Below are 21,007 nucleotides of genomic sequence, written 5' to 3'. Positions count from 1 at the left end.
ACGGCCTACTGCTTCGGCTTGAACCAGCTGCTGACGGCGGCCTGCATGTCCGCCGCCAGCTTCTGCGGCGTGATGTTGCCTTCGACCATGTCGATGATCTCGGACTGCAGGATCGAGGAGGCCGTCGGCGTCTGCCAGCGGAAGCCGACAAGCGTCAGATAGGGGGTGGAGTTCTTCGACATCTCCATCATCGTGGCGAGTACCGGGTCTTTGACGGTGACGTCGGTGCGGGCCGGCGGCCAGCCCAACTCGTCGGCGAAGAGCTGCGCGAACTCGGCCGAGGCCATGAAGTTGAGCACCTTGGTCGCCGCCTCCTTGTTGGCGCTTTCAGAGACCAGGCCATAGGAGCCGTCTGAAAAGGCCGATGTGTAGAGCTTGGTTGCCGGGTCATCGGCGGGGAACGGGAAGATCGAGAATTTCAGCTTCGGGTTCTGCGCCTTGAAGCTGCCGTTCTCGAACGAGCCGCCGAAGAACATGGCCGCCTTGCCGCCGATGAATTGCTGTGTCGAGGTGGTGTAATCGACCCCGGCAAAGCCGTCGGAGAAATACGGTTTCAACTCGGCATAGCGTTTCAGGGCAGCCACGTAGCGCGGATCCTCGAAGGTCGCCTTGCCGCTCATCATTTCGTCGTAGAAGCCCGGGCCATAGATGGTCGGGCCGACGACGCCGACGCCGATCTCCAGCGCCCAGGCGGAGCCGTTGGCGCCGCCGGCGGCTATTGGCGTTATCCGCGCCCCTTTCAGCTTCTCGCAGGCGGCGACGAAATCTCTGTAGGTCTTGGGGATTTCGATGCCCTGGGCGGCGAAGATGTCTTGATTGTAGAAGACACCCATCATCGGCACCGAATAGGGCACGCCATAGATCTTGCCGTCGGCGCGGCCACGAGCGCCGCCCAGCGCGCTATCGGGCATGCTCTTCAGCTCCGGCACGCTGTCGTCGAGCGCGTCGAGATAGCCACCCTCGATGAACGGCTGCAGTTCGCCGTAAGCCTTGAGCTGGGCGATATCAGGCCCGCGGCCGCCACGCAGCGCCGTGCTCAGCCGGTTCTGGTAGTCGGCGTCGGGGGTGAACTGGATGTTGACCTTAATGCCGGGAGTCTTGGCCTCGAAGGCGTCGAAGATGCGGCGCATCGCAGCCTCGTCCTCGGTGCGCCAACTCCACAGGGTCACGGTATCGTCAGCCTTTGCCGGCAGTGCGGTGAAGACCCCGGTGCAGACTGCGGCAAAGCCGCCGATCAGGCCGAGTGCGGCGCGTCGATGAATTGAAAACATACTCAGTCTCCCATTCTTGTCGATTGTCATTCCCACGGCGGTTCAAAAGCCGAGAGGCAGTCATAAGCTTTTCTCATGTCATTATAACGACATGATCTCGACCGCAAGTGCCTTGCAGTAAGTCGGGCACGGCCGGCAGGGGAGAATCAGCTCGAACTGTATCAGATAACTCTTTGTTTTTACAAGATAATCTCGCATGCTTGTGGACCGTAGTAAGAAAACGCCGCAACACCGGCAGGAGCTCTCCACGAAGATAGCGCTTGCATCGTTGCTTCACGTTGTCATAACGTTATGGACATCGCTGTGCGGCTATGCGGAGGGTCGGATGTCTTTGGCTTGGATTTCGAAACTGGCACTGGCTGCAGGGTTGTTGGCCTCGCCCACCGTTGGTTGGGCCCAATCGGTCAACATCTCCTATCTGACCCACTGGTCGCCCGAAACGGTCGCTTTGCTGGACGCCGCGGCCAAGGACTACGCCAAGAGCAATCCGGATGTGACCGTCACCGTGCGCGCCGTCCCCTTCGGCGATCTCCTGACGACACTGCGTTCCCAGGGCGGCAGCTCGGACGGGCCGACGATCGGCGGCATCTATGATTTGTGGCTGCCCGAACTGGCGCGAGACAAGCTGGTCGCGCCGGCCCCCGATGCGGTTGCCGGCGAGGTCAAGAGTGCGTGGCCGGCCGGTGTCGTCAGTGCGGCCTCTGTTGGCGCCACGCTTTACGGCATTCCAAACGAGATCGACGTCTATGCGCTGAACTACAACAAGGAGCTGTTCAAACGGGCAGGCATCACAGCCGCGCCGAAGACCTGGTCCGAATTGAAGGATGCGGCCCAGAAGCTGACCAGGAAAGATGCCGGCCAGCAAGGCTTCGGCATGATCAATTCCTGGGCGGCGGGCGTCGTCCATCCCTTCGCCTCGCTGCTGGTCTCCAATGGCGGCGAGCTGGTCAAGGACGGCAAACCGATGCTCGACAGTCCTCAAGCCGGTGAGACTTTCCAGCTTTACGAGGACCTGATCAAGTCCGGCGCCAGCGATCCGGCGATGGCCACGGCCGACGCCAACACAACCGGCCCCTTCCTAGACAATTTCGTCTCCGGCAAGACCGGCATGATCATCATGGCCAACTGGTGGGAAAGCGCATTGAAGAGCGGCATGGGCGACAAGTTCTCCAATATCGCCACCGCACCCATCCCGGTCGGTCCGAGCGGCGACAAGCCGCACTCGATCTCCTATTCATGGATGACCGTCGTCAACGCCAATGCCGGTCAGGCCGAACAAAAAGCGGCATGGGATTTCCTGGTATGGCTGAACAGTCCGAAGTCCGGCAAGAACGGCGCATCGGCAATGTCGGATATTCTGATGTCGATGGGCATCCTGCCGACGCGGACCTCCGACATCGAAGCCCACAAGGACAAGCTTGGTTCCGAGTTCCTGTCCGGCTATGTCAGCGTGCTTGCCGACGCCAAGCCCTTCCCTGTCGTCCCGGGCGGCCAGGAGTTCAGCGAATCGCTCCAGCAGACGCTCGAGGCGTTGCAGTATGGGCAGCTCTCGGCCAAGGATGCACAGGCGAACGCGCAGGCCGATGCCGTCTCGATCCTGGAGCGTGCCGCCAAATAGCGAAGGCGCTGTTTCGAGAGCCCGACGCTTTGGAAGCAGAGCGATGATCAAGACCTATCGTGCCTCGGCGGGCATCATGCTGGCGCCCGCCGTAACACTGATCGGCGTTTTCATCCTGCTGCCGATGCTGCTCACCATCTGGCTGTCATTCCAGGACTGGTCGACGCAGACGCCTTTTTCCAATGCGAGCTTCATCGGCTTCGACAATTTTCGCGAAATATTCGGGCCGACCTCGGTCGGGCGGGATTTCAAGCGAGCGCTGCTCAACACCGCCATCTACACGGCATTGTCGGTGATGCTCATCCTGCCCCTTTCGGTAGTGTTCGGCTTGATGGTCCACCAGCGCGATGTCGCAGGCGGCACGGCGCTGCGGACCGTGTTGTTTTCCACCTACATGGTGCCGATGATCGCCGTGACGCTGGTCTGGTCGAAGCTCTATTCGCCGAGCGAGGGGCCGCTCAACCAGGTGCTCGGTCTCGCCGGCATCGGCCCGCAACTCTGGTTGTCCTCGCCAAGATCGGCGTTGATCTCGATCGTCGTCCTCAATGTCTGGCAGCAGATCGGCTATTTTACGGTGCTGGCCGTTGCCGGGCTGACCCAGATCCCGGGCAGTCTTTACGAGGCGGCGACGCTTGACGGCGCCAACCGGCGCGAACAGTTCCGCTTCATCACCTTGCCGCTATTGAGCCGCACGCTCTTGTTCAGCGCCGTCATTGCCATCATCAACGCCGTGCAGGTGTTCGAGCCGGTGGCGCTGATCACCCAAGGCGGGCCGGTCGGCTCGACCAACGTGCTGACCTACCATATCCGCCGAGTCGGCATCGAGCGGGCACAAGGCGGGCTGGGCTCGGCCATGGCAGTGATGCTGATGCTGGCGCTGATCGTCATTGTGTGTGCGCTGTTTGCATTCGCCAACCGGAAGGATGACGAATGAGCGCGCCGGGCCGCTCAGCATCGAGCCGGTTGGCGCGCAAACGCCTGGCGGGCCGCGGAGCGCTGCTCGCCACGCTGATGCTGCTGGTTGCCGTGGCCTCCGCCTTCCCGCTGTTGTGGATGGTGCTCTCCAGCCTGAAAACGCCGGCCGAAACCATGCAGGTGCCGCCGGTGTGGATACCGCGCACGCCGACCCTCGAAGCGTACGAGAAAGTGTCCGGCGTCATCAATGTCGGCCGCTCGATGTGGAATTCGCTCGTGATCGCCACGATCACCACCGCCGGCATTCTGGTCACCAGCATGATGGCTGGCTACGCCTTCGCCAAGCATCACTTTCCCGGCCGCTCACTGCTGTTTTCGGTGCTGATCGCCACCATGTTCCTGCCGCCGATCGTCACGCTGATCCCGCTTTACCGTCTCGTCGGATCAATCGGCCTGAACGCCAGCCTTGCCGGTATTATCGTGCCCAATCTCGCCAATGCGTTCGGCATTTTCCTGATGCGCCAGTTCATAGCCGGCGTGCCCGACGATCTGATCGACGCAGCACGGATGGATGGGGCGTCGGAACTCCTGATCCTGTTCAAGATCGTCGCGCCGAGCGTGGCGCCGGCAATCGCGGCACTGGCGCTGTTTGCCTTCGTCTATCACTGGAATAGCTATCTCTGGCCGCTGACCGTTCTACAGGGCAATGCACACGAATATCCGATCGTCATCAGCCTTAGTCGCCTGCTCAGCTACAATCGAGGCGCTCTCAACACGGGACTGGTGATGGCTGGGGCGACGCTTGCCGTGCTCCCGCCACTGGTGCTCTTCGTCTTGCTGCAGCGGTTCTTCGTGGATTCGATCGTCGGCTCGGCGGTCAAGGGATAGCGTCGGCGGCATTGGCTATCTGTTTATCGCGAATCTGATGCGAATGCCTCACAAGTGAACGTCGGACGTACGTTGTTGTCACTTACCGAACAAACTCAACCACCTATGTCCTGGTGCATGGTCGGCCAGCTCGCCTTTCCGCGTACATCGCCTGTCAATGCCCAAATGCCACGCACCATGGCTCAGTTAGCCGGATTCGGCCGGGTTTCGACACCAAAGAGGAAGTGCGAGTGGCCATGCTGCCGCGCTCCGCGGGCCGCCTGCTGATTGCTCTCTGTCTTCTTGCGCGTCGTTCCTGGCGCCGAGCGCCTTTCGTTCTGTGACATATCCCCTGGCTTGAGAGCGCGCGCGATCTCTAGGTAGCCGGTCAATTTGTCAACCTCGACGACATAAGGCTCGAATATGGCTCCTATGTCATGGGAGTGAACGCCTTCCGGCGTCCGCCCCCAAAGCAGCTGCTTGCGGCGGTGACCGAGGCGCCGGTTACCGCATCGTATCGTCGGTAATAAAGCGACGTTGCGCTCTCTGCTTTCGCATCCGGGTATGCCGAAAGTCCGTCGGTCAAAAGTCGACCAGCGGCGTGTCCACGATCTGGTGCTCGAATAGCAACCAGAACGGCGATCCCCGGGATTCGGAGTACCAATGCTCAAAAATCGCAAGGGCCTCGCCGATATTGGTGGCGGGTTCGTCCTCGGGCAGCCTCGCGGCCTGGAACAACGAAAGCGCAACGGGGCCAAAATGCGTGATCGCTTCCGTGCGCGCCTCGCTGTCCGCATTCCAGCCGAGCCGCAAGCGCAGGACGGCCAAAGCGCTGGCCACGGCGATCTCCTCACTTTCGGCTGAGGCCACGGCGTCCGAGATCGCCTGCATGAGGTTGAGCCGCCTGAAGGCGAAAGCGCGCTCCTGTTCCAGAACCGCGATCTGATTGGCCGCTTGTCGCCTGAAGCTTGCCTCGGTTGTCCTGGCGGTCTCAGCCGTCGTTTTCAGGTCATTCAGAAAGGAAGCCGTCGGGTTCATCTTGGCTCACTAGGATGGCGGAAGAGAGTGGGAGTCGAACCCACCAGAGACCGACTCGCGGCCCCTCCCGGATTTGAAGTCCGGACGCCCCACCGGGGACGATGCTCCTCCAGAAATTTGCGCCATCGGCGGCTCACCCTCGCCTGTCAGGCGGAACAGGTCCAGCCTGCGCCTGTTCAGACGGCGCAAGTCTCCCCGCCGCAGCGTCACGCCGTGCCGATCGAGAAATTCGAGGATATGGATGGCGACCTTGCGTCCGCTGCCCACGCGATCGCGAAATTGAGCAGCGGTGAACTCGTCTGTGGGCATCGACGCAGCGAGGTCGCGCGCGATCTCGATGATCTGCGCCAACGCCTGGCGCTGGAAGAAGTGGTCATGAGCGACCTCGTGGACCTTCCCCATGCGGCCGGCAAGCTTCAGAAGCCGCCGGATTTCCGTCGCCGGCGCGGCCAGCACCTCGGCAATATCCCACACTCTCGGCGGATGGAACCGTTCGGGTCCGCCGATGAGAGGCTGGATTTGCAGCCAGAGAGTTTCATCCTTTGCCGTCAGGTGCGCCTCATGACCGGGCAGCCGCACCCAGGCGCCGTCCAAGGCAACTTCTCCAGCGTGCGAAAGGCTCCGCAGAACTGCCGTGAAAGCGGGCGCCGGCAGACGTGGATCAAGCCCAATACGCAGTCTCTCCATTCCTACGCCCGGCAAATCCGGATTGTCGGCATGGAAGGTCTCCAGGGTCGCGGCCAAGTCGCGCTTGAATCGCAACCAGCGCTCCGGCGACAGCACGAGGAGCATTTCTCCGACGGCAAAACGGACAAGCCCGAGTTGATCGATCAGGCCTTCCGTCTCGCAGTCACTAAGCGCCCTGTCGCGCGCGAAAGCCTTCAGGTCGAAATAGTGGGGCGGCGCATCAAGGAGTGCGGCGGCGGCCAGTTCGGGCGCCAATAGCGCATGGGCATCGAGTTGGACCAGCCGTTCCGGCGCGCGGCGTTTGCGGCTGGGCGCCCGCAGATCGAGAAAATGTCCGCCGCCGATGGTTCGCTGCGCGGAGGTGTCGCGCACCACGTAAACGTCGCCGGCAGCGGCCGCGATCGGACTGTCCAGCACCAATTGAACATTGGCCGTGCCGCCAGGCTCGATCGGTTCGTCTCCGAGGAGTACGATGCGTGCCCCGACCTCCGTCGCGGCATGGTGGAGCCGCACCGGAAACCATTGGCCGATCGGCTTGCGTTCACCCGGCAGAACGCGAAGGCTTGCATCGATCCGGCCCGACGGCGCGTGAAGCTTCGGATCGACAATTACGTCGCCGCGCCGGATCGCCTCCTTGAAAACCCTTTCGCCGGTCAGATTGAGCGCGCAACGGTCTCCCGACCGACCACGTTCAGTCGGCCGGTTCTGGGCGTGGATCGATCGGACCCGCGCAAGCAATCCCGACGGGCTTACGACCACGTTGTCCCCAATACCGAGAGAACCCGAAAGCACGGTGCCCGTCACGACGGTGCCCACGCCGCGCAGCGTGAACGAGCGGTCCACCGCTAATCGAAAACGGCCCGAAACTGCACGCCGGGCAAGATGCGACGCCTCCTCGAACAAGAGATACCTGAGTTCATCGATACCTTCGCCTGTAACGACCGAGACGGGAATCAGGTGGGCCTCGGCAAGCATCGTCCCGGCAAGCACCGAGCGGATATCGCTCGCCACCGCGGTGCGGCGCTCGGGACCGGCCAGATCGCATTTCGTGAGCAGGACGGCGCCGCGCTTGACACCGAGCAGATCGACGATGGCGAGATGCTCCCGGGTTTGCGGCATGACGCCGTCGTCGGCGGCCACCACGAGCAACACGAAGTCGATGCCGCTGGCGCCGGCAAGCATCGTGTGTACGAAACGCTCGTGCCCGGGAACATCGACGAAACCGATGCTATCCCCACCCGGCACCGGCAAATAGGCGAAGCCGAGATCGATGGTCATGCCGCGTGTCTTTTCCTCCTGCAAACGATCGGTGTTTATACCGGTCAGCGCATGCACCAGCGCAGTTTTGCCATGATCGACATGTCCCGCCGTGCCGACGATCATGATGCGGTCTCCGGCAACGGCGCGGCGGCGCGACGCTCGGCCTCGGCGGCATCGCCCGCGCTCAATTCGGCCCGCACCGCAGCCAGATAGCGGCGGGCAAGGGCGCTGCCGCCTGCCTCGGCACGCAGGAGCCAAACCAGCGCCTCGACCGCGTCAGCCGGCACGCCCGTACCAAGATGGCAGGCGGCGCCGAGCATTGCCTGCCCTTCGGCGTCTCCTCGCATGGCAGCACGGCGCCACCAGCGGACAGCCTCGTCCGGATCGCGCGGCACGCCGAGCGCATTGTGATAAAGCATGCCGATCCGGGTCATAGCGGATGCGATGCCCTGATCGGCCGCGGCAAGCGCCCAGCGTCGCGCCTCGCCGGCATCGGGAGCCATCACTTCGCCCTCCAGCAGCATCCAGCTCAGCATATCCTGCGCCGGTCCGTCGCCAGTTTCCGCTGCGGCCCGATAGAGCTCGGCCGCCCGGCGAAAGTCCTGCTGAACGCCTTCGCCGCGGAAATAGAGCGACGCCAGGTTCCTTTGCCCGACAGGATCTCCTGCCTCGGCGGCGAGCGCCAGCCAGCGAAAGGCCATATCCGCATCACGCTCGACGCCGAGCCCTTCGGCGAAGCAGGCACCGATATTGTTCTGAGCGCGGGCAACGCCCTGGTGAGCCAGCGGCTCCCATATGGAGAGAGCCACGGCATGATCGCCTCGCCGCGCGGCTTCGAGGGCCTCGGTCATGCGTGCGGCCACAGGCGTCTCGGCTGGGCGGCGCGCAAGGCGGTCAAGCCAGCGCATCGGTTCCTCCCAGATTTAAGCCAGCTAGATTGGCGATGAAGTTCGCCTCGTCTTCCAGGCAGCGGAAATCGAGCACGAGCGCCTGGTTTTCGATGCGCCCGATCACGGGGACGCCCAGCCCACGCAGCGCAGCCGCAAGCGCTTCGAGCGCCCGGCCGCTCCCTGAGCGCGGCTTGAGAGCAAGCCCGGCGCTTGGCACAGTTTCGAGCGGCAGCGCGCCGGATCCGACTTGGCTCCGGCACTCCACCGTGTCGACCGCAAAGGCTTCGCCCACGGCGTCAGCAACCAGGGGAGCAAGGCGCTTTGCCTGCGCTGCAATCTCCCTCACCGGGCGCGCCAGCAGCCTTAGCGTCGGCAGGCGCTCGGCCAGGCGGTCGGGGTCGCGGTAGAGCTTCAACGTCGCCTCGAGCGCGGCCAGACGAAGCTTGTCGACCCTGAGCGCCCGCTTCATCGGGTTGCGGCTGATCGCTGCGAGCAGGTCCCTGCGGCCGACGATGAAACCCGCCTGCGGACCGCCGAGCAGCTTGTCGCCGGAGAATGTGACGAGATCGGCGCCGTCGGCGACCGCCTCGCGCACGGTCGGCTCGCGCCCAAGGCCGTAGCGGGCTAGATCGACCAGCGTGCCCGAACCGAGATCATGGACCAGCGGTACCCCATGCGCCTTTGCGATTGAAGCGAGCTCGGGTGCCCGGATCTCGGCCGTGAATCCTTCGACCCGGTAGTTCGATGTGTGCACCTTGAGGATGAGCCCGGTCTCCGGGCCGATCGCCGCGACATAGTCTTTGCGATGCGTGCGGTTGGTGGTGCCGACCTCGACAAGCCTGGCGCCGGCGCGCGTCATGATCTCGGGCATCCGGAAAGAGCCGCCGATCTCGATCAACTCGCCTCGCGAAACGATCGCTTCGCGACCGAGCGCCAGCGTGTTGAGGACGAGAAGCACGGCAGCCGCGTTGTTGTTGACGACGGTTGCATCCTCGGCTCCGGTCAGCTCGCAAACGAGCGATCGAAGATGATCGTCCCGTTCGCCGCGCTCGCCTTTCTCGACATCGAATTCGAGAGCCACCGGTTCGCGCATCGCCAGCCCAATAGCCTCGACCGCCTCTTTCGCGAGGAGGGCTCGTCCGAGATTGGTATGCAGCACCGTTCCGGTCAGGTTGAAAACGGGGCGCAGGGAAGAGCGTTCGCCGCCCCTGAGCTGCACGAGCGCGTCGCCGGCAAGATCGTTTGCCTCCGGCACGACGGCTGCAGCATTGCGGGAGGCCATTCGTGCATCGGCGACGGCTCGGCGAATGGCCTCCGTCGCGGCCTGCCGTCCGAAGCGCTCGATTGCGGCCGCCGCCAGCGGGGTCCTCAGCACTTGGTCGACCGACGGAAGATTGCGCAAAGGGTTTGCGGATGAAGCGGTCATCGTATCCTCAATAGCCAACAAGGAACGGATTGAACGATCCGCGGCGATGGCCACCCTCGCGGACGAGCAGGTCGAGGCCGAGCGTCGCCACGTCGTCGGCGACCGGATCGAGAGCCGGATCCTTGTGCTGGTACAGGATCTTTACATAGCAGCCGCATGCATCGCAGGTCTCGGCCTTGACCGTGCCAGGGCCTCCCTCGATTTCCTGATAGCCTATCCCCTTGGTCGAGCCGCACAGCGTACATTTGACACGGACGTGGTTCCACAATGTTCCACACAGCGCGCAGACGCAGAACCGCGCCCCGTGTGCGCCGTGCCAACCGACGATGATCGAGGATACGGGCGGCCCACCGCAGGCCGGACAGGCGCCGTCGGCAACCGGAACCAGCTTCGAGCTGTCGAGACATGCCGCGAGGCGGGCAAAGTGAACCTGCAGCGCGGCCGCGACATAGACATGCTCGGCAAGCGCGTTCATTGGGATCGCATCGGTGAGCACATTGCGCACCATAGAGTCGACCCCGGACGCATCGATATTCGCCAGCCTGTCCAAGGCGGCTGCGGCCGCCTTGGGTTTTTCGATCGTGGCTGCCACTTCGAACAGGCGGCCGAGCGTCATTCCAAGGGCGGCATCCGAAGTGGATTGGTTGCGATCGAGCGGCGGCATACCGAAGGTTCGTGCGCGCTCGCGCGCCTCCGCGGTCGGCAATTCGATCTCCGGCAAGCCGTCCTGGATGCGGTGCTGCGCATCCGTCAGTGCAGAGAGGAAGCGGAGATAGGGGCCGAGCTGGTGGTCATCCGCCAACACATCCAATCGCTCGGAGCGGCGAATGAACAAGGTCCGCGGATCAGGCAGGCGCGCAAAGGGTGGGGCCGAGACCTCGCCGATTACAGTCGGGTCAGGGCGTGACGGATCTTGTTGCTTTGGCATTTCAACCTCACGAACCTCACGGGCCACGTGGTCGGCTTGATACTGCTCCAGAGCAATTCCACGAAAAGTGTATAACGGTTTTCCGTCCGGAATTGCGTAAAAACAAATACCCGCTCATTCGGCGGGATTCGATCCCGAACGTCCGTCCGGTTTGCCTGCGATCAGTTCACGCAGCCATTTGCGATGATGCCGCCAAGCCCAGCCGCCGGTCACCCGTCCGCGCGTCATGGCGGGAATGGTGCCGCGTACCCAGATGGCCGAATAGAAATGGATAATCCAGACGCCGATGATCGCCACGGCAGCGATCGAATGAACAAGCAGCGCCACCCGCTGCTGACCGATCGTGGTGTAAGCGGCGAAATATTGTTGCCAGATGACGATGCCGCTCGAAATCAGGATGACGATAAGGATCGACATTGACCAGAAGACGAGCTTCTGGCCGGCATTGTACTTGCCGACTTCGGGGACGTTGTCCTCGTGATTGGACAATACGTCACGGAAACGGGCGAGCCACGTTCCGTCCTCGGGCCTCCACAAATTGGCCTTCCAGAACCGAAGGAAAAGCCCAAGGAAGCTGAAGAAGAGCAAGACGCCGATCCATGGATGAATGAAGCGCGTGAACTGGCCGCCGCCAAACAGCCCCGACAGGAAGAACAGGCTCGGGTGAAACATGGCAAGGCCGGACAAGGCGAGCAGGATCAGGCTGGCCGCCGTGATCCAATGGTTGATCCGCGCGCTCACCGTGTAGCGGTCCACGATGACTGGCTTGCCGGGATGTACCTGCTCGTTCGGCTTCACGTCATATGCGGCCATCGTTGTCGCCTTCCGTCAGCTCTTCGGCATGCTCCTCATCCGTCTCGGAGACCCTGTTCGGTCCCATGACCAGATGGTGAAGCAGGCCGACGCCGGCCGCCACGCCGAGAATGGTGAGGCCGGCATATTTGGTCACGCCCTTCCACGCCTCCACGAGCGGACTGATCTTCGGCTCCTTCGGCAGACCCGAATAGAGCTCCGGCTGGTCGGCATGGTGCAGCACATACATCACATGCGTCCCTCCGACGCCGGGCGGATCGTAGAGGCCGGCATTCGAATAGCCGCGCGATTTCAGGTCCTTGATGCGGCCGTCGGCGTGCTGTTTCATCTCGTCTTTTGTGCCGAACACGATCGCCTGGGTCGGGCAGGCCTTGGCGCAGGCTGGTCCCTGGCCGACAGCCACGCGGTCGGAGCAGAGCGTGCATTTGTAGGCCGTGTGATCGACTTTGGAGATGCGCGGAATGTTGAACGGGCAACCCTTGATGCAATAGCCGCAGCCAATGCAGTTCTCATGGACGAAATCGACGATGCCGTTCGAATACTGCACTATGGCGCCTGGTGCCGGACAAGCCTTGAGGCAGCCCGGGTCAGCGCAGTGCATACAGCCATCCTTGCGGATCAGCCATTCGAGTTCGTTCGTCTCGGGATTGTCCCATTCGCTGTAGCGCATCAGCGTGAACATGTCCGGCGTCAGATCGGCAGGATTCTCATAGACGCCGGCATTGAAGCCGATCTCCGGATGCGTGTCGTTCCACTCGATGCAGGCCGTCTGGCATGCCTTGCAGCCGATGCATTTCGAAACATCGATGAGCTTGGCGACTTCTGTCAATCGCTGCTCGGGCGCGGGGACCGTCGAGGCAGAGCGGCGGATGAGGTCCTTGCCGGAAAAACGCGGTGCGGTATCCGTCGTCGAAGGATTTGGAAGTGGAGGAAACATCGCTTACTCCTCCTACGCTACCGGCCCGGCGATGGGCTCGATGTTGACAAGGAACGCCTTGTATTCCGGCGTCTCGATGTTAGCGTCGCCGACAAAGGGGGTGAGCATGTTCGGGCCAAAGCCTTTCTTCGCCGCTCCCGTGAAGCCCCAGTGCAGCGGTATTCCGACGATGTGGACGGTCTTGCCATCGCAGGTGAGCGGCCTGATCCGCTTGGTCACCATGGCCTTCGCCACAACGGAACCGCGCTTCGACCAGACGCGCACCCAGCCGCCTTTGGTGATGCCCTTTTCGGCCGCAAGCTGTTCCGAAATTTCCACGAAAAACTCCGGCTGCATCACCGCATTGGTGATGACGTGCTTGGTCCAGAAGTGGAAATGCTCCGTCAGTCGGTAGGAGGTCGCCGCGTAGGGGAACTCCTGCGAAGCCGATTCGGCGAACTGGGCCATATCGCCTTCGAACACCCGCGCTGCGGGGTTGCCGCGGACTTTGGGAGCTATCGGGTTCGCGATGGGCGACTCGAATGGCTCGTAATGCGCCGGGAATGGTCCGTCGCGCATCATGCCCCGGGTAAAGAGGCGCGAGACGCCTTCCGGATTCATGATGAACGGGCCTACTTGATCGGGCTTTGCCGTTGGCAAGATGTCGGGGACATCGTAGCCCGACCATTTCGTGCCGTCCCATTCAATCACCTTGCGGCTTGGATCCCAAGCCTTTCCGGTGAGGTCAGCCGACGCCCTGTTGTAGAGAATGCGGCGGTTGGCAGGCCATGAGAACGCCCATTTGGAATAGGCGCCGGTTTCGTCAGGATCGGTGGTGTCCCGCCTGGCCATGTTGTTGCCGTTTTCGTTGAAGCAGCCGGAATAGATCCAGCAGCCGCAGGAGGTGGAGCCGTCGTCGCGCAGCGCGGCGAAGCCCGGCAAGAGCTTTCCGGCCTCGGCCAGCACCTTTGTCGGGTCGGCCGTGTCGGTTACCCTGGCGAGCGCCCTACCATTGATCTCCTGGGCAAGCTCCTCGGCCGTCGGATCGCCGGGATCGGCATAAGGCCAGTTGAGCTTGACGATCGGCTCGGCGAAGGCGCCACCTTCCTTGGTGTAGAGCTCCTTCAGGCGCAGATAGAGCTGCGCCATAATCCAGGTATCGCGTTTGGCCTCGCCGGGGGGCGTGCCGCCGGCCCAATGCCACTGCAGCCAGCGCCCCGAATTGACCAGCGAGCCGTCGTCCTCGGCGAAGCAGGTGGAGGGAAGCTGGTAGACTTCCGTCTGAATCTGCGACGGATCGACATCGTTGTACGGCCCGTGGTTCTCCCAGAACCGGCCCGTCTCCGTGTCCAACGGATCCATGATGACGAGGTATTTGAGCTTCGAGAGGGACTCGATCACCTTCTTCTTGTTCGGAGCTGCCTGTAGCGGGTTGAAGCCCTGGCAGAAATAGCCGTTCATCTTGCCCTGGTGCATCAGCTCGAACGCCCGCAGCAGATCGTAGCCCGGCAGGTCGAGCTTCGGCAGGTAGTCATAGGCGAAGCCGTTCTCCGGCGTTGCCGCATTGCCCCACATTGACTTTTGGAAGCTTACGAAGAACTTCCTGTAGTTCTGCCAGTAGCTCATCTGGTTCGGCCGGAGCGGCTTGAAGCCTCGGGTCGACATGTAGGCTGCCAGATCGACCTCCTTCTCGGTCGGCAGCGTCAGATAACCGGGCAGCAGGTTCGACATCAGCCCGAGGTCGGTCAGCCCCTGGATGTTGGAGTGACCGCGAAGCGCGTTCATGCCGCCGCCGCGTATACCGATATTGCCCAGAACAAGCTGCAGCATCGCCATGGCGCGGATGTTCTGCGAGCCCTTCGAGTGCTGGGTCCAGCCGAGCGCGTACATCGAGGTCATCGCCTTGGTCGGAGACGATGTCTCGGCGACCATCGCGGCCACCTTCAGGAACCGGTCCTTCGGCGTGCCGCAGATGCGCTCGACCATCTCCGGCGTGTAGACCGCGACATGCTTCTTGAGAAGATTCCAGACGCAGCGGGGATTGGCCAATGTCGCGTCGACAACGGCAAAGCCGGCCGTGCCTATGTCATAGTCCCAACTGGACTTGTCATAGTCTCGCTTCGCCTCGTTATAGCCGGAGAAGAGGCCGTCCTGATAGGTGAAGCCCTCCTTGACGACATACGTCGCGTTGGTGAAGGCCTTCAGATAGTCCCATTGCACCTTGTCGTTCTGGATGCAGTAGTTGATCAGCCCGAGCAGGAAGGCGATGTCCGTTCCCTGGCGGATCGGCGCGTAAAGATCCGACACCGAAGCCGAGCGCGTAAAGCGCGGGTCGATGACGATGAGCTTGGCGCCGCGGTTGGCCTTCGCCTCTGTGACCCATTTGAAGCCGCAAGGATGCGCTTCCGCGGCATTGCCGCCCATGATGACGACGAGATCCGTGTTCTTGATGTCGGTCCAGGAATTGGTCATTGCGCCGCGGCCGAATGTTGGGGCGAGACTCGCCACCGTCGGGCCGTGTCAGACACGTGCCTGGTTGTCGAACACCAGCATGCCCGCGCTGCGGACCACCTTGTAGGTCGCGAACGCGGTTTCATTGGTCGAAGCCGAGGCGGCGAGGAAGCCGGTGGTGATCCACCGGTTGACCGTCACGCCGTCATTGTTCGTCGCAACGAAGTTCTTGTCGCGATCGTCCTTCATCAGACGGGCGATGCGGCCGAGTGCGTCTTCCCAGCTTATCGGCTCGAACTTGTCCGAGCCCGGTTTGCGGATCATCGGATGTTGCAGACGGGTCGGCGACTTGACAAATCCGAGCAGGGCCGACCCTTTGGGGCACAAGGTGCCGCGATTGGTCGGATGATCAGTGTCACCCTCGATATGGGTGATCTCGGCCGGCTCGCCCTTTCTGAGATCGCCCTTCGAATACAAGATTATGCCGCAAGCCACCGAGCAGTATGGACAGGTGTTGCGTGTTTCGGTGGTGTTCGCGAGCTTGAAGGGCCGTATAGCGGCCGCGTGGGCGGCCTCGCTATCGCCGAAGCCGAGGGCTCCAAGCGTAGTGCCGGCGAGACCCGCGCCTGCTGTTTGCAGGAACGCGCGTCGAGAAAGATCGATGTTCATGGGTTCCTCCCGAAGCCGATGCCCCACAAGGCAACTCGAACCAACGGTCAATCCGACTAACTAGTCTCGGACCAAATAAAATCAATGCCAAAGAACGAGGTGCGTACGGTGCAGCAAAAGTGCCCCTCCGAACCGCCTTCCTGCAACAGGCGTGTGCCCGCAAATCGGCTTTGTGTATTATTGTTGAATATTCTTGTCATCTTTTCGTAACCGCGACTGCGATTGACGAAAACGAACGCATTACCATACAGTAAAGCGTGGTGGTGAAACAGCTCCCGCGGGTCGGGGCGCCTTTCGATCGATACCCAATGACGGCGATGCCTCGCACGCCGGATACGGTGCTTGCCTTTCCTAACTTAATGAAATCCGCTGAGAGCAAGCGTGCTCCAAACGCGCCGTGCGTTGGCGCGATCGTATTTTCCATTCCGGTTGACCTTGATCCCTACTAAAGCGTGCCAGCAGAGGAGGCTCGACGACTATGGCAATCGCCCTCTCGCCCGAAAAAACCGATGCGCCCGTTGTGCGCCTGACCAGCCTCGCCCATGGCGGCGGTTGCGGCTGTAAGCTGGCACCGTCAGTGCTGCAGCAGCTTCTCGCTAATCCGGCGGCTGCCAGTCCCTATCATCAGCTTCTCGTCGGCACGGAGACCGGCGACGATGCGGCAGTCTGGCAACTCGACGGCGCGACTTGCGTCATCGCGACCACCGACTTCTTCATGCCTATGGTAGATAACCCCTACGATTTCGGCCGGATTGCCGCAACCAACGCCCTGTCCGATATCTATGCGATGGGTGGCCGGCCGATCATGGCGCTGGCGATCCTCGGGATGCCTCTCGACAAGATCCCGATGCTCATGGTCCGCGAAATCCTGAAAGGTGGCGAAGCTGTCTGCGCCGACGCCGGAATCCCGGTTGCAGGTGGCCACTCGATCGACTCGCCGGAGCCGATTTATGGCCTCGCAGTCATCGGCACATGCCGACCCGGAGATATCCGACGCAATTCTGACACCAGGCCGGGTGACGCCTTGATCCTGACGAAAGGGCTCGGCGTCGGCATCTACTCCGCCGCCATCAAGAAGCAGGCGCTTTCCGAGAGCGGCTATCGCGAAATGATCGCCTCCACCACCCTTCTCAACCGGATCGGATCGGAGCTGGCGCAGGACGCGAGCGTCCACGCCGTCACCGACGTGACCGGATTTGGCTTGCTCGGACATGCCCTCGAGATGGCACGCGGTTCCGGGTGCACGCTGATAATTTGCAGCCACGACGTGCCGCTCTTTTCCGAAGCTGCCTCGCTCGCGGTCGACGGCCACGTCACCGGCGCATCGCGGCGCAACTGGGCGAGCTATGGCGACGCGGTAAGCTTACCTCCCGGCATGCCCGAGTGGCGACGCCATCTTCTCACGGATCCACAGACTTCGGGCGGGTTGCTGGTTGCTTGCGAGACCGACCGCGCAGCGGCGCTCGTCGAGAGGATCGTCGCGGAAGGTTATCCTTTGGCTCGCATCATCGGCCATGCCAGACCCGGCGCGCCGACAATAGTAGTAGAGGCCTGAACGGCCGCTCCGCTTCCCCGCCAGATGACGGGGCGCGCCCTCCAGTCCGCGGCACTCCACCTCCTGCCACCACTGGATCGGCAGGCAAAGACGCCGCCTGCCCTGTCCACGCTGGATTGGCGGCGAACGCTGCGACTGCTTTGGTGACCGGATGATTCGAGCGAGCCTGAGTTCGCCAGATCATGACTGGGCGCCAGGCACGAGCTTGAAACATCAGCTCCTCTATCCGGAGCATCTCGTTCCATTTGGCCATGCGTTCGGAACGCGTGATCGAACCAATTTTTCCCGCCAAGTATCGCAGCGCTTGCCCCGATTGTGCTGGCTAGACCGGCGTTTGCCGCCATGGCGACCGGCAACTTGACCGTGCGCAACATGATCCAAGCTGAAGGCAAAGTTCAGACTGTCAGCGATCTGGATTTCGGCACGAGGGGTGTCGTCAATATCGATCAGTCCAACACCGTTGGCGTGCAATGCACGACGTGCAAACTTGTAACGTCGGCGTGAGTGCCGGCGACAGCGCCGGCGCTACTATCGCGGTTCGCAAATTGACTGGCCCGCGTCCGCAAGTGGTACGACAGCCTTGACGCGTTCCGCCGCGGCAGCGACAAGCACGCCGCGCCCGGGCCGCATCTCCTTGTCCCCGCCGCGGCGAACCTACAGCCCGCCGTCGCGGTGTACCTGTGCCCGCCGGGCGAGCCGGGCTACCATCCGTTCGCCCTGTGCGTCCTGCACCTCGAGGACGGACGGGTCGCGGAGGCCGTCGACTTCCAGGTGCCGATGAGATTTCTGCTCCCGCGCGGTTTCAACAAGGACGAGGTCGAACATAGGAAGATCGGATGAAGGTCGCGACTGAGCAGGAGTGGCAGGCCGCCCGCAAGGAGCTGCTGGCGGCCGAGCAGGAGCTGGCGGCGCACGAACAGCGCGTCACCAAGCAGCGGCGTGAGTTGCCCTGGGTTCCGGTCGAGAAGCACTACGCCTTCGCCACCGACGACGGGCTCAAATCCTTGCCGGAGCTGTTTGATGGCCGCTCGCAGCTCCTCATCTATCACCTGATGTTCGGGGAAGACTGGAAGATGGCGTGCCCGGGCTGCACCTCGGTCGGCGATGGGCTGGGCGGCATGATCACGCACGTTAACGACCGCGACGTGACGCTCATCGCGATGTCGCTGGCGCCGCTGGAGAAGCTGATGGCAACTAAGGCACAGCGCGGGTGGACGATACCCTACGTGTCGGCCTGCGGCGACGACTTCCTGTTCGACTACGGCTTCGCATTCCGCCGGGAGGAGATGTCCGGAATCGCCCGCGACGAGTTCGACATGGGGCAGCTGCTCCGCGAGGCGCCGCAATGGCTGCAGGATTACCGGGACGACGTCGGTGCGCCGGACCTCCAGTCGGCCGTGTCGGTGAGCGCAGGGTGGAGCGTCTTCGCGATGGAGGACGGAGCGGTCTACAACACCTACCGCCGCTATCCGCCGCTGGTGGGGCCGCCCTACGCGCCGTTGCTCGAGTTCGTGCCAAAGCCGTGACATCCGCAACTTCGGTGCGCACGCCCGCCTGATCGATGCGGTCATGTAATCCCCATAGGACGGAGCTGCTGCCTGATTTGCTTCTAACATCACACTTGCATAATAACACTAACGAGGTTAGCGTGCAGATCAATGTTAGAACGTGACCGGATCAGCACTGAAGGAGCGTTCGCTGAGACGCTTGAGCGCTATCTCGGAGATACGCTTCATGACCACGTTCGGGTTCAGGAATCTACAGCCCCACAAAACCTTCCTTCATTCCTCGATCGGGCCTACCATTTCTACGAAGCGCGGATAGCGGGAAGACGGTGCGTCTTCCTTGCCGCCCTGGACAGTGCCGCTACCCCTTCCGACATTACCAAGCACGTCGGTTTGGTCCGCAACTCGATTGACGCAATCGTCATATTCGCTGCTCCATCACTGAGCGCACACAACCGCGCACGCCTGATCGGTCAACGCGTCCCGTTCGTCGTTCCCGGGAACCAGCTCTACATCCCTGACCTCGCCATGGATTTGCGTGAGCATTTTCGGGCCCCCAGACAGCGGCATGACGACGGTCTATCACCGGCGGCGCAAGCTGTGTTGTTCGACCATCTCTTGCGGCACGCCGACAAGGCGATGATCCCGTCGCTCATTGCCGCGCGACTGCGCTACTCGGCAATGTCGATCGGTCGTGCTTTCGACGATCTGGCTGCATCGGGCCTCGCACACACCGAAAAGCACGGCAAGGAAAGACACATCCGATTCAAGGCGGAAGGACGCCAGCTGTTCGAGGCAGCGCGCGATCTCCTCCGCAGCCCGGTACGCGCGGTGAAATTCGTCCGAGGCGATCACTCCCAGGCACCGCTCAAGCAGGGGGGCGAATGGGCGCTTGCCGCGCTGACCGATTTGTCCCGGCCGTCGATAATTACCTACGCCGTCGCCGCCGGCAACTGGAAAGCCATCGCGCAAGCCTCCGGCTTTGTTGAAACCTCCCGCGATCAAGCCGAACTCGTCATCGAAACATGGTCGTACGACCCTGCCGCCTTGTCTGATACCGACACCGTGGACCCGCTGTCACTTTATGCGCAGTTCAGGGACCACCGTGACGAGCGTGTCTCCATGGCGGCAGAACATCTGTTGGAGAACATCGCATGGTAGCCGGCATCGAGAAGTTCCGGGAGCATTTCGCCCAACATGAGGATCACTACGCGATCATCGGCGGGGCCGCGTGCGACCTGCTCTTCGATGCGGCCGGTCTTCCGTTCAGAGCGACCAAAGACATCGACATGGTGCTCTGTGTCGAGGTGGTCGATCCCGCATTCGGCGCGGCTTTCAAGGCGTTTCTTGATGCAGGCGTCTATCAGGCGCGGGAGCGCAGCGATGGCAAGAAGGAATTCTATCGCTTCCACAAGCCGGAAGACCAAAGCTTCCCGTTCATGATCGAACTCTTTTCGCGCAAGCCGGGGGCTCTCGAGCTTCCGGAGGACGCAGCGCTCACACCCATCCCCGTCGAAGAGGACATCGTCAGTCTCTCGGCGATCCTCCTCGACGAGGGCTACTACGAGGCGCTGCAGGCCGCGAAACGCAAGGTGGATGGCGTCACGGTCATAGACGAAACACTGCTCATTCCGTTCAAGTCCCGCGCCTTTCTCGATCTGACCAAACGCGCAGAGGCAGGCGAGAAGATCGATGGCAAGAACATCAAGAAACATCGCAACGATGTCTTCCGCCTGGTCCAGTTGCTGCGCAGAGACGCCTCAATCAAGCTGGCCGACCCGATCCGCGAGGATCTGCGAAAATTCCTCGAACTTGCTCAAGCCGACGATACTCTGGACCCCAAGGCGTTCGATGTGCCGCTCTCTCGCGACGAGACCATCGGTCTTCTTCGTTCGGTCTACGATTTGAATTAGACTAACCTCCGCTCTCGACCGCGATTCCCGAAAGGCGGCGCTAGACGGGTTCCTTGGCGAAACTTCTCGTGAGCCGATGACGAGATATGGCAGAGACGTGCTGCGCAGCTTGGTGCTGCCTCTTCGGACATCGCCTGCCAAGTGAGGTTTGACATGCACGAGGTCGAGGAATTCGTCGATGACCGTCAGAACTCGTGGTGCATCCTTGCGCGCGGCCGCTTGCGGGCCTCGACACAAACGAGGATCATGTCCCGTCGAAAAGCCTGCTCATCAAACCCCGCCCGC

18 protein-coding genes, 1 tRNA gene and 1 pseudogene are annotated in these 21,007 nt (G+C 62.2%); 8 read left to right on the top strand and 12 right to left on the bottom strand.

The features are described 5' to 3' along the window. Window positions 1-5: 5 nt before the first annotated feature. Window positions 6-1,271, bottom strand: a complete 1,266-nt coding sequence (locus tag X773_RS63725) for an extracellular solute-binding protein (RefSeq protein WP_023678715.1) — start codon at window positions 1,269-1,271, stop codon at window positions 6-8. 325 nt (window positions 1,272-1,596) lie between these two features. On the opposite strand from X773_RS63725, the gene X773_RS63720 reads away from it, so the two are divergent. Genes X773_RS63720 through X773_RS63710 form a run of 3 tightly spaced genes read left to right on the top strand, consistent with a single transcriptional unit; the run spans window position 1,597 to window position 4,692 of the window. Then, window positions 1,597-2,889, top strand: coding sequence for an extracellular solute-binding protein (locus X773_RS63720; RefSeq protein WP_023678714.1), 1,293 nt, complete (start codon window positions 1,597-1,599; stop codon window positions 2,887-2,889). A 43-nt stretch (window positions 2,890-2,932) separates the two neighbouring features. Further along, entirely contained in the window at window positions 2,933-3,823 is an 891-nt protein-coding gene (locus X773_RS63715; RefSeq protein ID WP_023678713.1) for a sugar ABC transporter permease, read from the top strand. After that, window positions 3,820-4,692 carry a carbohydrate ABC transporter permease gene (locus X773_RS63710; RefSeq protein ID WP_023678712.1) on the top strand — a complete coding sequence of 291 codons (873 nt, stop codon included), beginning with the start codon at window positions 3,820-3,822 and terminating at the stop codon, window positions 4,690-4,692. Before X773_RS63715 ends, X773_RS63710 begins: the two co-directional genes overlap by 4 nt. A 561-nt stretch (window positions 4,693-5,253) precedes the next feature. Here X773_RS63710 and X773_RS63705 read toward each other — a convergent pair. From X773_RS63705 to fdnG, 9 genes and pseudogenes are all read right to left on the bottom strand, one after another. Beyond that, window positions 5,254-5,562, bottom strand: a complete 309-nt coding sequence (locus X773_RS63705; RefSeq protein WP_156937398.1) for a hypothetical protein — start codon at window positions 5,560-5,562, stop codon at window positions 5,254-5,256. A gap of 162 nt (window positions 5,563-5,724) precedes the next feature. Further along, window positions 5,725-5,820, bottom strand: a tRNA-Sec gene (locus X773_RS76575). A 123-nt stretch (window positions 5,821-5,943) separates the two neighbouring features. Further along, a pseudogene (gene selB / locus X773_RS63700) lies at window positions 5,944-7,779 on the bottom strand (selenocysteine-specific translation elongation factor); the annotation flags it as partial. Further along, window positions 7,776-8,564: a tetratricopeptide repeat protein gene (locus X773_RS63695; RefSeq protein ID WP_023678709.1), complete on the bottom strand. Its 789-nt coding sequence runs from the start codon at window positions 8,562-8,564 to the stop codon at window positions 7,776-7,778. The pseudogene selB and the gene X773_RS63695, both read right to left, overlap by 4 nt. Then, window positions 8,551-9,972: an L-seryl-tRNA(Sec) selenium transferase gene (gene selA / locus X773_RS63690; protein ID WP_023678708.1), complete on the bottom strand. Its 1,422-nt coding sequence runs from the start codon at window positions 9,970-9,972 to the stop codon at window positions 8,551-8,553. The genes X773_RS63695 and selA overlap by 14 nt, the downstream gene beginning before the upstream one ends. Window positions 9,973-9,979: 7 nt before the next feature. Continuing rightward, entirely contained in the window at window positions 9,980-10,900 is a 921-nt protein-coding gene (fdhE, locus tag X773_RS63685; protein WP_023678707.1) for a formate dehydrogenase accessory protein FdhE, read from the bottom strand. 114 nt (window positions 10,901-11,014) lie between these two features. Continuing rightward, the gene (locus tag X773_RS63680) at window positions 11,015-11,713 is read right to left on the bottom strand and encodes a formate dehydrogenase subunit gamma (protein ID WP_023678706.1); all 699 of its coding nucleotides are present in this window, start codon (window positions 11,711-11,713) and stop codon (window positions 11,015-11,017) included. After that, window positions 11,700-12,650, bottom strand: coding sequence for a formate dehydrogenase subunit beta (gene fdxH / locus X773_RS63675; protein WP_023678705.1), 951 nt, complete (start codon window positions 12,648-12,650; stop codon window positions 11,700-11,702). Before fdxH ends, X773_RS63680 begins: the two co-directional genes overlap by 14 nt. 12 nt (window positions 12,651-12,662) lie before the next feature. Further along, entirely contained in the window at window positions 12,663-15,749 is a 3,087-nt protein-coding gene (gene fdnG, locus X773_RS63670; RefSeq protein ID WP_156937397.1) for a formate dehydrogenase-N subunit alpha, read from the bottom strand. A gap of 478 nt (window positions 15,750-16,227) precedes the next feature. On the opposite strand from fdnG, the gene selD reads away from it, so the two are divergent. Beyond that, on the top strand, window positions 16,228-17,304 hold the full coding sequence (gene selD, locus X773_RS63660) for a selenide, water dikinase SelD (protein WP_031212232.1): 1,077 nt from the start codon (window positions 16,228-16,230) through the stop codon (window positions 17,302-17,304). Here the strand turns inward: selD and X773_RS77470 are convergent. Then, on the bottom strand, window positions 17,255-17,596 hold the full coding sequence (locus X773_RS77470; protein WP_280952122.1) for a hypothetical protein: 342 nt from the start codon (window positions 17,594-17,596) through the stop codon (window positions 17,255-17,257). The genes selD and X773_RS77470 overlap by 50 nt on opposite strands. A 50-nt stretch (window positions 17,597-17,646) precedes the next feature. On the opposite strand from X773_RS77470, the gene X773_RS79340 reads away from it, so the two are divergent. Beyond that, window positions 17,647-17,808, top strand: coding sequence for a hypothetical protein (locus tag X773_RS79340; protein ID WP_023678701.1), 162 nt, complete (start codon window positions 17,647-17,649; stop codon window positions 17,806-17,808). Window positions 17,809-17,958: 150 nt separating this feature from the next. Here the strand turns inward: X773_RS79340 and X773_RS76560 are convergent, their stop codons facing one another. Continuing rightward, on the bottom strand, window positions 17,959-18,129 hold the full coding sequence (locus X773_RS76560; protein WP_023678700.1) for a hypothetical protein: 171 nt from the start codon (window positions 18,127-18,129) through the stop codon (window positions 17,959-17,961). A gap of 11 nt (window positions 18,130-18,140) precedes the next feature. Between X773_RS76560 and X773_RS63650 the strand changes: the two genes are divergently transcribed. The 3 genes from X773_RS63650 (at window position 18,141) to X773_RS63645 (ending at window position 20,722) form a co-directional block, all read left to right on the top strand. Further along, window positions 18,141-18,830, top strand: coding sequence for a DUF899 family protein (locus tag X773_RS63650; protein ID WP_023678699.1), 690 nt, complete (start codon window positions 18,141-18,143; stop codon window positions 18,828-18,830). Window positions 18,831-18,962: 132 nt separating this feature from the next. Further along, window positions 18,963-19,970: a hypothetical protein gene (locus tag X773_RS76555; RefSeq protein ID WP_156937396.1), complete on the top strand. Its 1,008-nt coding sequence runs from the start codon at window positions 18,963-18,965 to the stop codon at window positions 19,968-19,970. Continuing rightward, entirely contained in the window at window positions 19,964-20,722 is a 759-nt protein-coding gene (locus X773_RS63645; protein WP_023678697.1) for a hypothetical protein, read from the top strand. The genes X773_RS76555 and X773_RS63645 overlap by 7 nt, the downstream gene beginning before the upstream one ends. Window positions 20,723-21,007 lie beyond the last annotated feature (285 nt).

The sequence above is a fragment of the Mesorhizobium sp. LSJC280B00 genome, from assembly GCF_000502835.1.
GTDB lineage: Bacteria > Pseudomonadota > Alphaproteobacteria > Rhizobiales > Rhizobiaceae > Mesorhizobium.
This window is presented reverse-complemented; position numbering and strand designations above follow the sequence as displayed.

Coding starts and splice junctions, on each gene's coding strand:
- X773_RS63695 (WP_023678709.1), bottom strand. CDS start 8,564: ATGCGCTGGCTTGACCGCCTTGCGCGCCGCCCAGCCGAGACGCCTGTG.
- X773_RS63645 (WP_023678697.1), top strand. CDS start 19,964: ATGGTAGCCGGCATCGAGAAGTTCCGGGAGCATTTCGCCCAACATGAG.
- X773_RS63725 (WP_023678715.1), bottom strand. CDS start 1,271: ATGTTTTCAATTCATCGACGCGCCGCACTCGGCCTGATCGGCGGCTTT.
- X773_RS63710 (WP_023678712.1), top strand. CDS start 3,820: ATGAGCGCGCCGGGCCGCTCAGCATCGAGCCGGTTGGCGCGCAAACGC.
- fdxH (WP_023678705.1), bottom strand. CDS start 12,650: ATGTTTCCTCCACTTCCAAATCCTTCGACGACGGATACCGCACCGCGT.
- X773_RS63680 (WP_023678706.1), bottom strand. CDS start 11,713: ATGGCCGCATATGACGTGAAGCCGAACGAGCAGGTACATCCCGGCAAG.
- X773_RS79340 (WP_023678701.1), top strand. CDS start 17,647: ATGGCGACCGGCAACTTGACCGTGCGCAACATGATCCAAGCTGAAGGC.
- X773_RS63715 (WP_023678713.1), top strand. CDS start 2,933: ATGATCAAGACCTATCGTGCCTCGGCGGGCATCATGCTGGCGCCCGCC.
- X773_RS63650 (WP_023678699.1), top strand. CDS start 18,141: ATGAAGGTCGCGACTGAGCAGGAGTGGCAGGCCGCCCGCAAGGAGCTG.
- selA (WP_023678708.1), bottom strand. CDS start 9,972: ATGACCGCTTCATCCGCAAACCCTTTGCGCAATCTTCCGTCGGTCGAC.
- selD (WP_031212232.1), top strand. CDS start 16,228: ATGGCAATCGCCCTCTCGCCCGAAAAAACCGATGCGCCCGTTGTGCGC.
- fdhE (WP_023678707.1), bottom strand. CDS start 10,900: ATGCCAAAGCAACAAGATCCGTCACGCCCTGACCCGACTGTAATCGGC.
- X773_RS63705 (WP_156937398.1), bottom strand. CDS start 5,562: ATGCAGGCGATCTCGGACGCCGTGGCCTCAGCCGAAAGTGAGGAGATC.
- X773_RS76560 (WP_023678700.1), bottom strand. CDS start 18,129: ATGTTCGACCTCGTCCTTGTTGAAACCGCGCGGGAGCAGAAATCTCAT.
- X773_RS63720 (WP_023678714.1), top strand. CDS start 1,597: ATGTCTTTGGCTTGGATTTCGAAACTGGCACTGGCTGCAGGGTTGTTG.
- X773_RS76555 (WP_156937396.1), top strand. CDS start 18,963: ATGTTAGAACGTGACCGGATCAGCACTGAAGGAGCGTTCGCTGAGACG.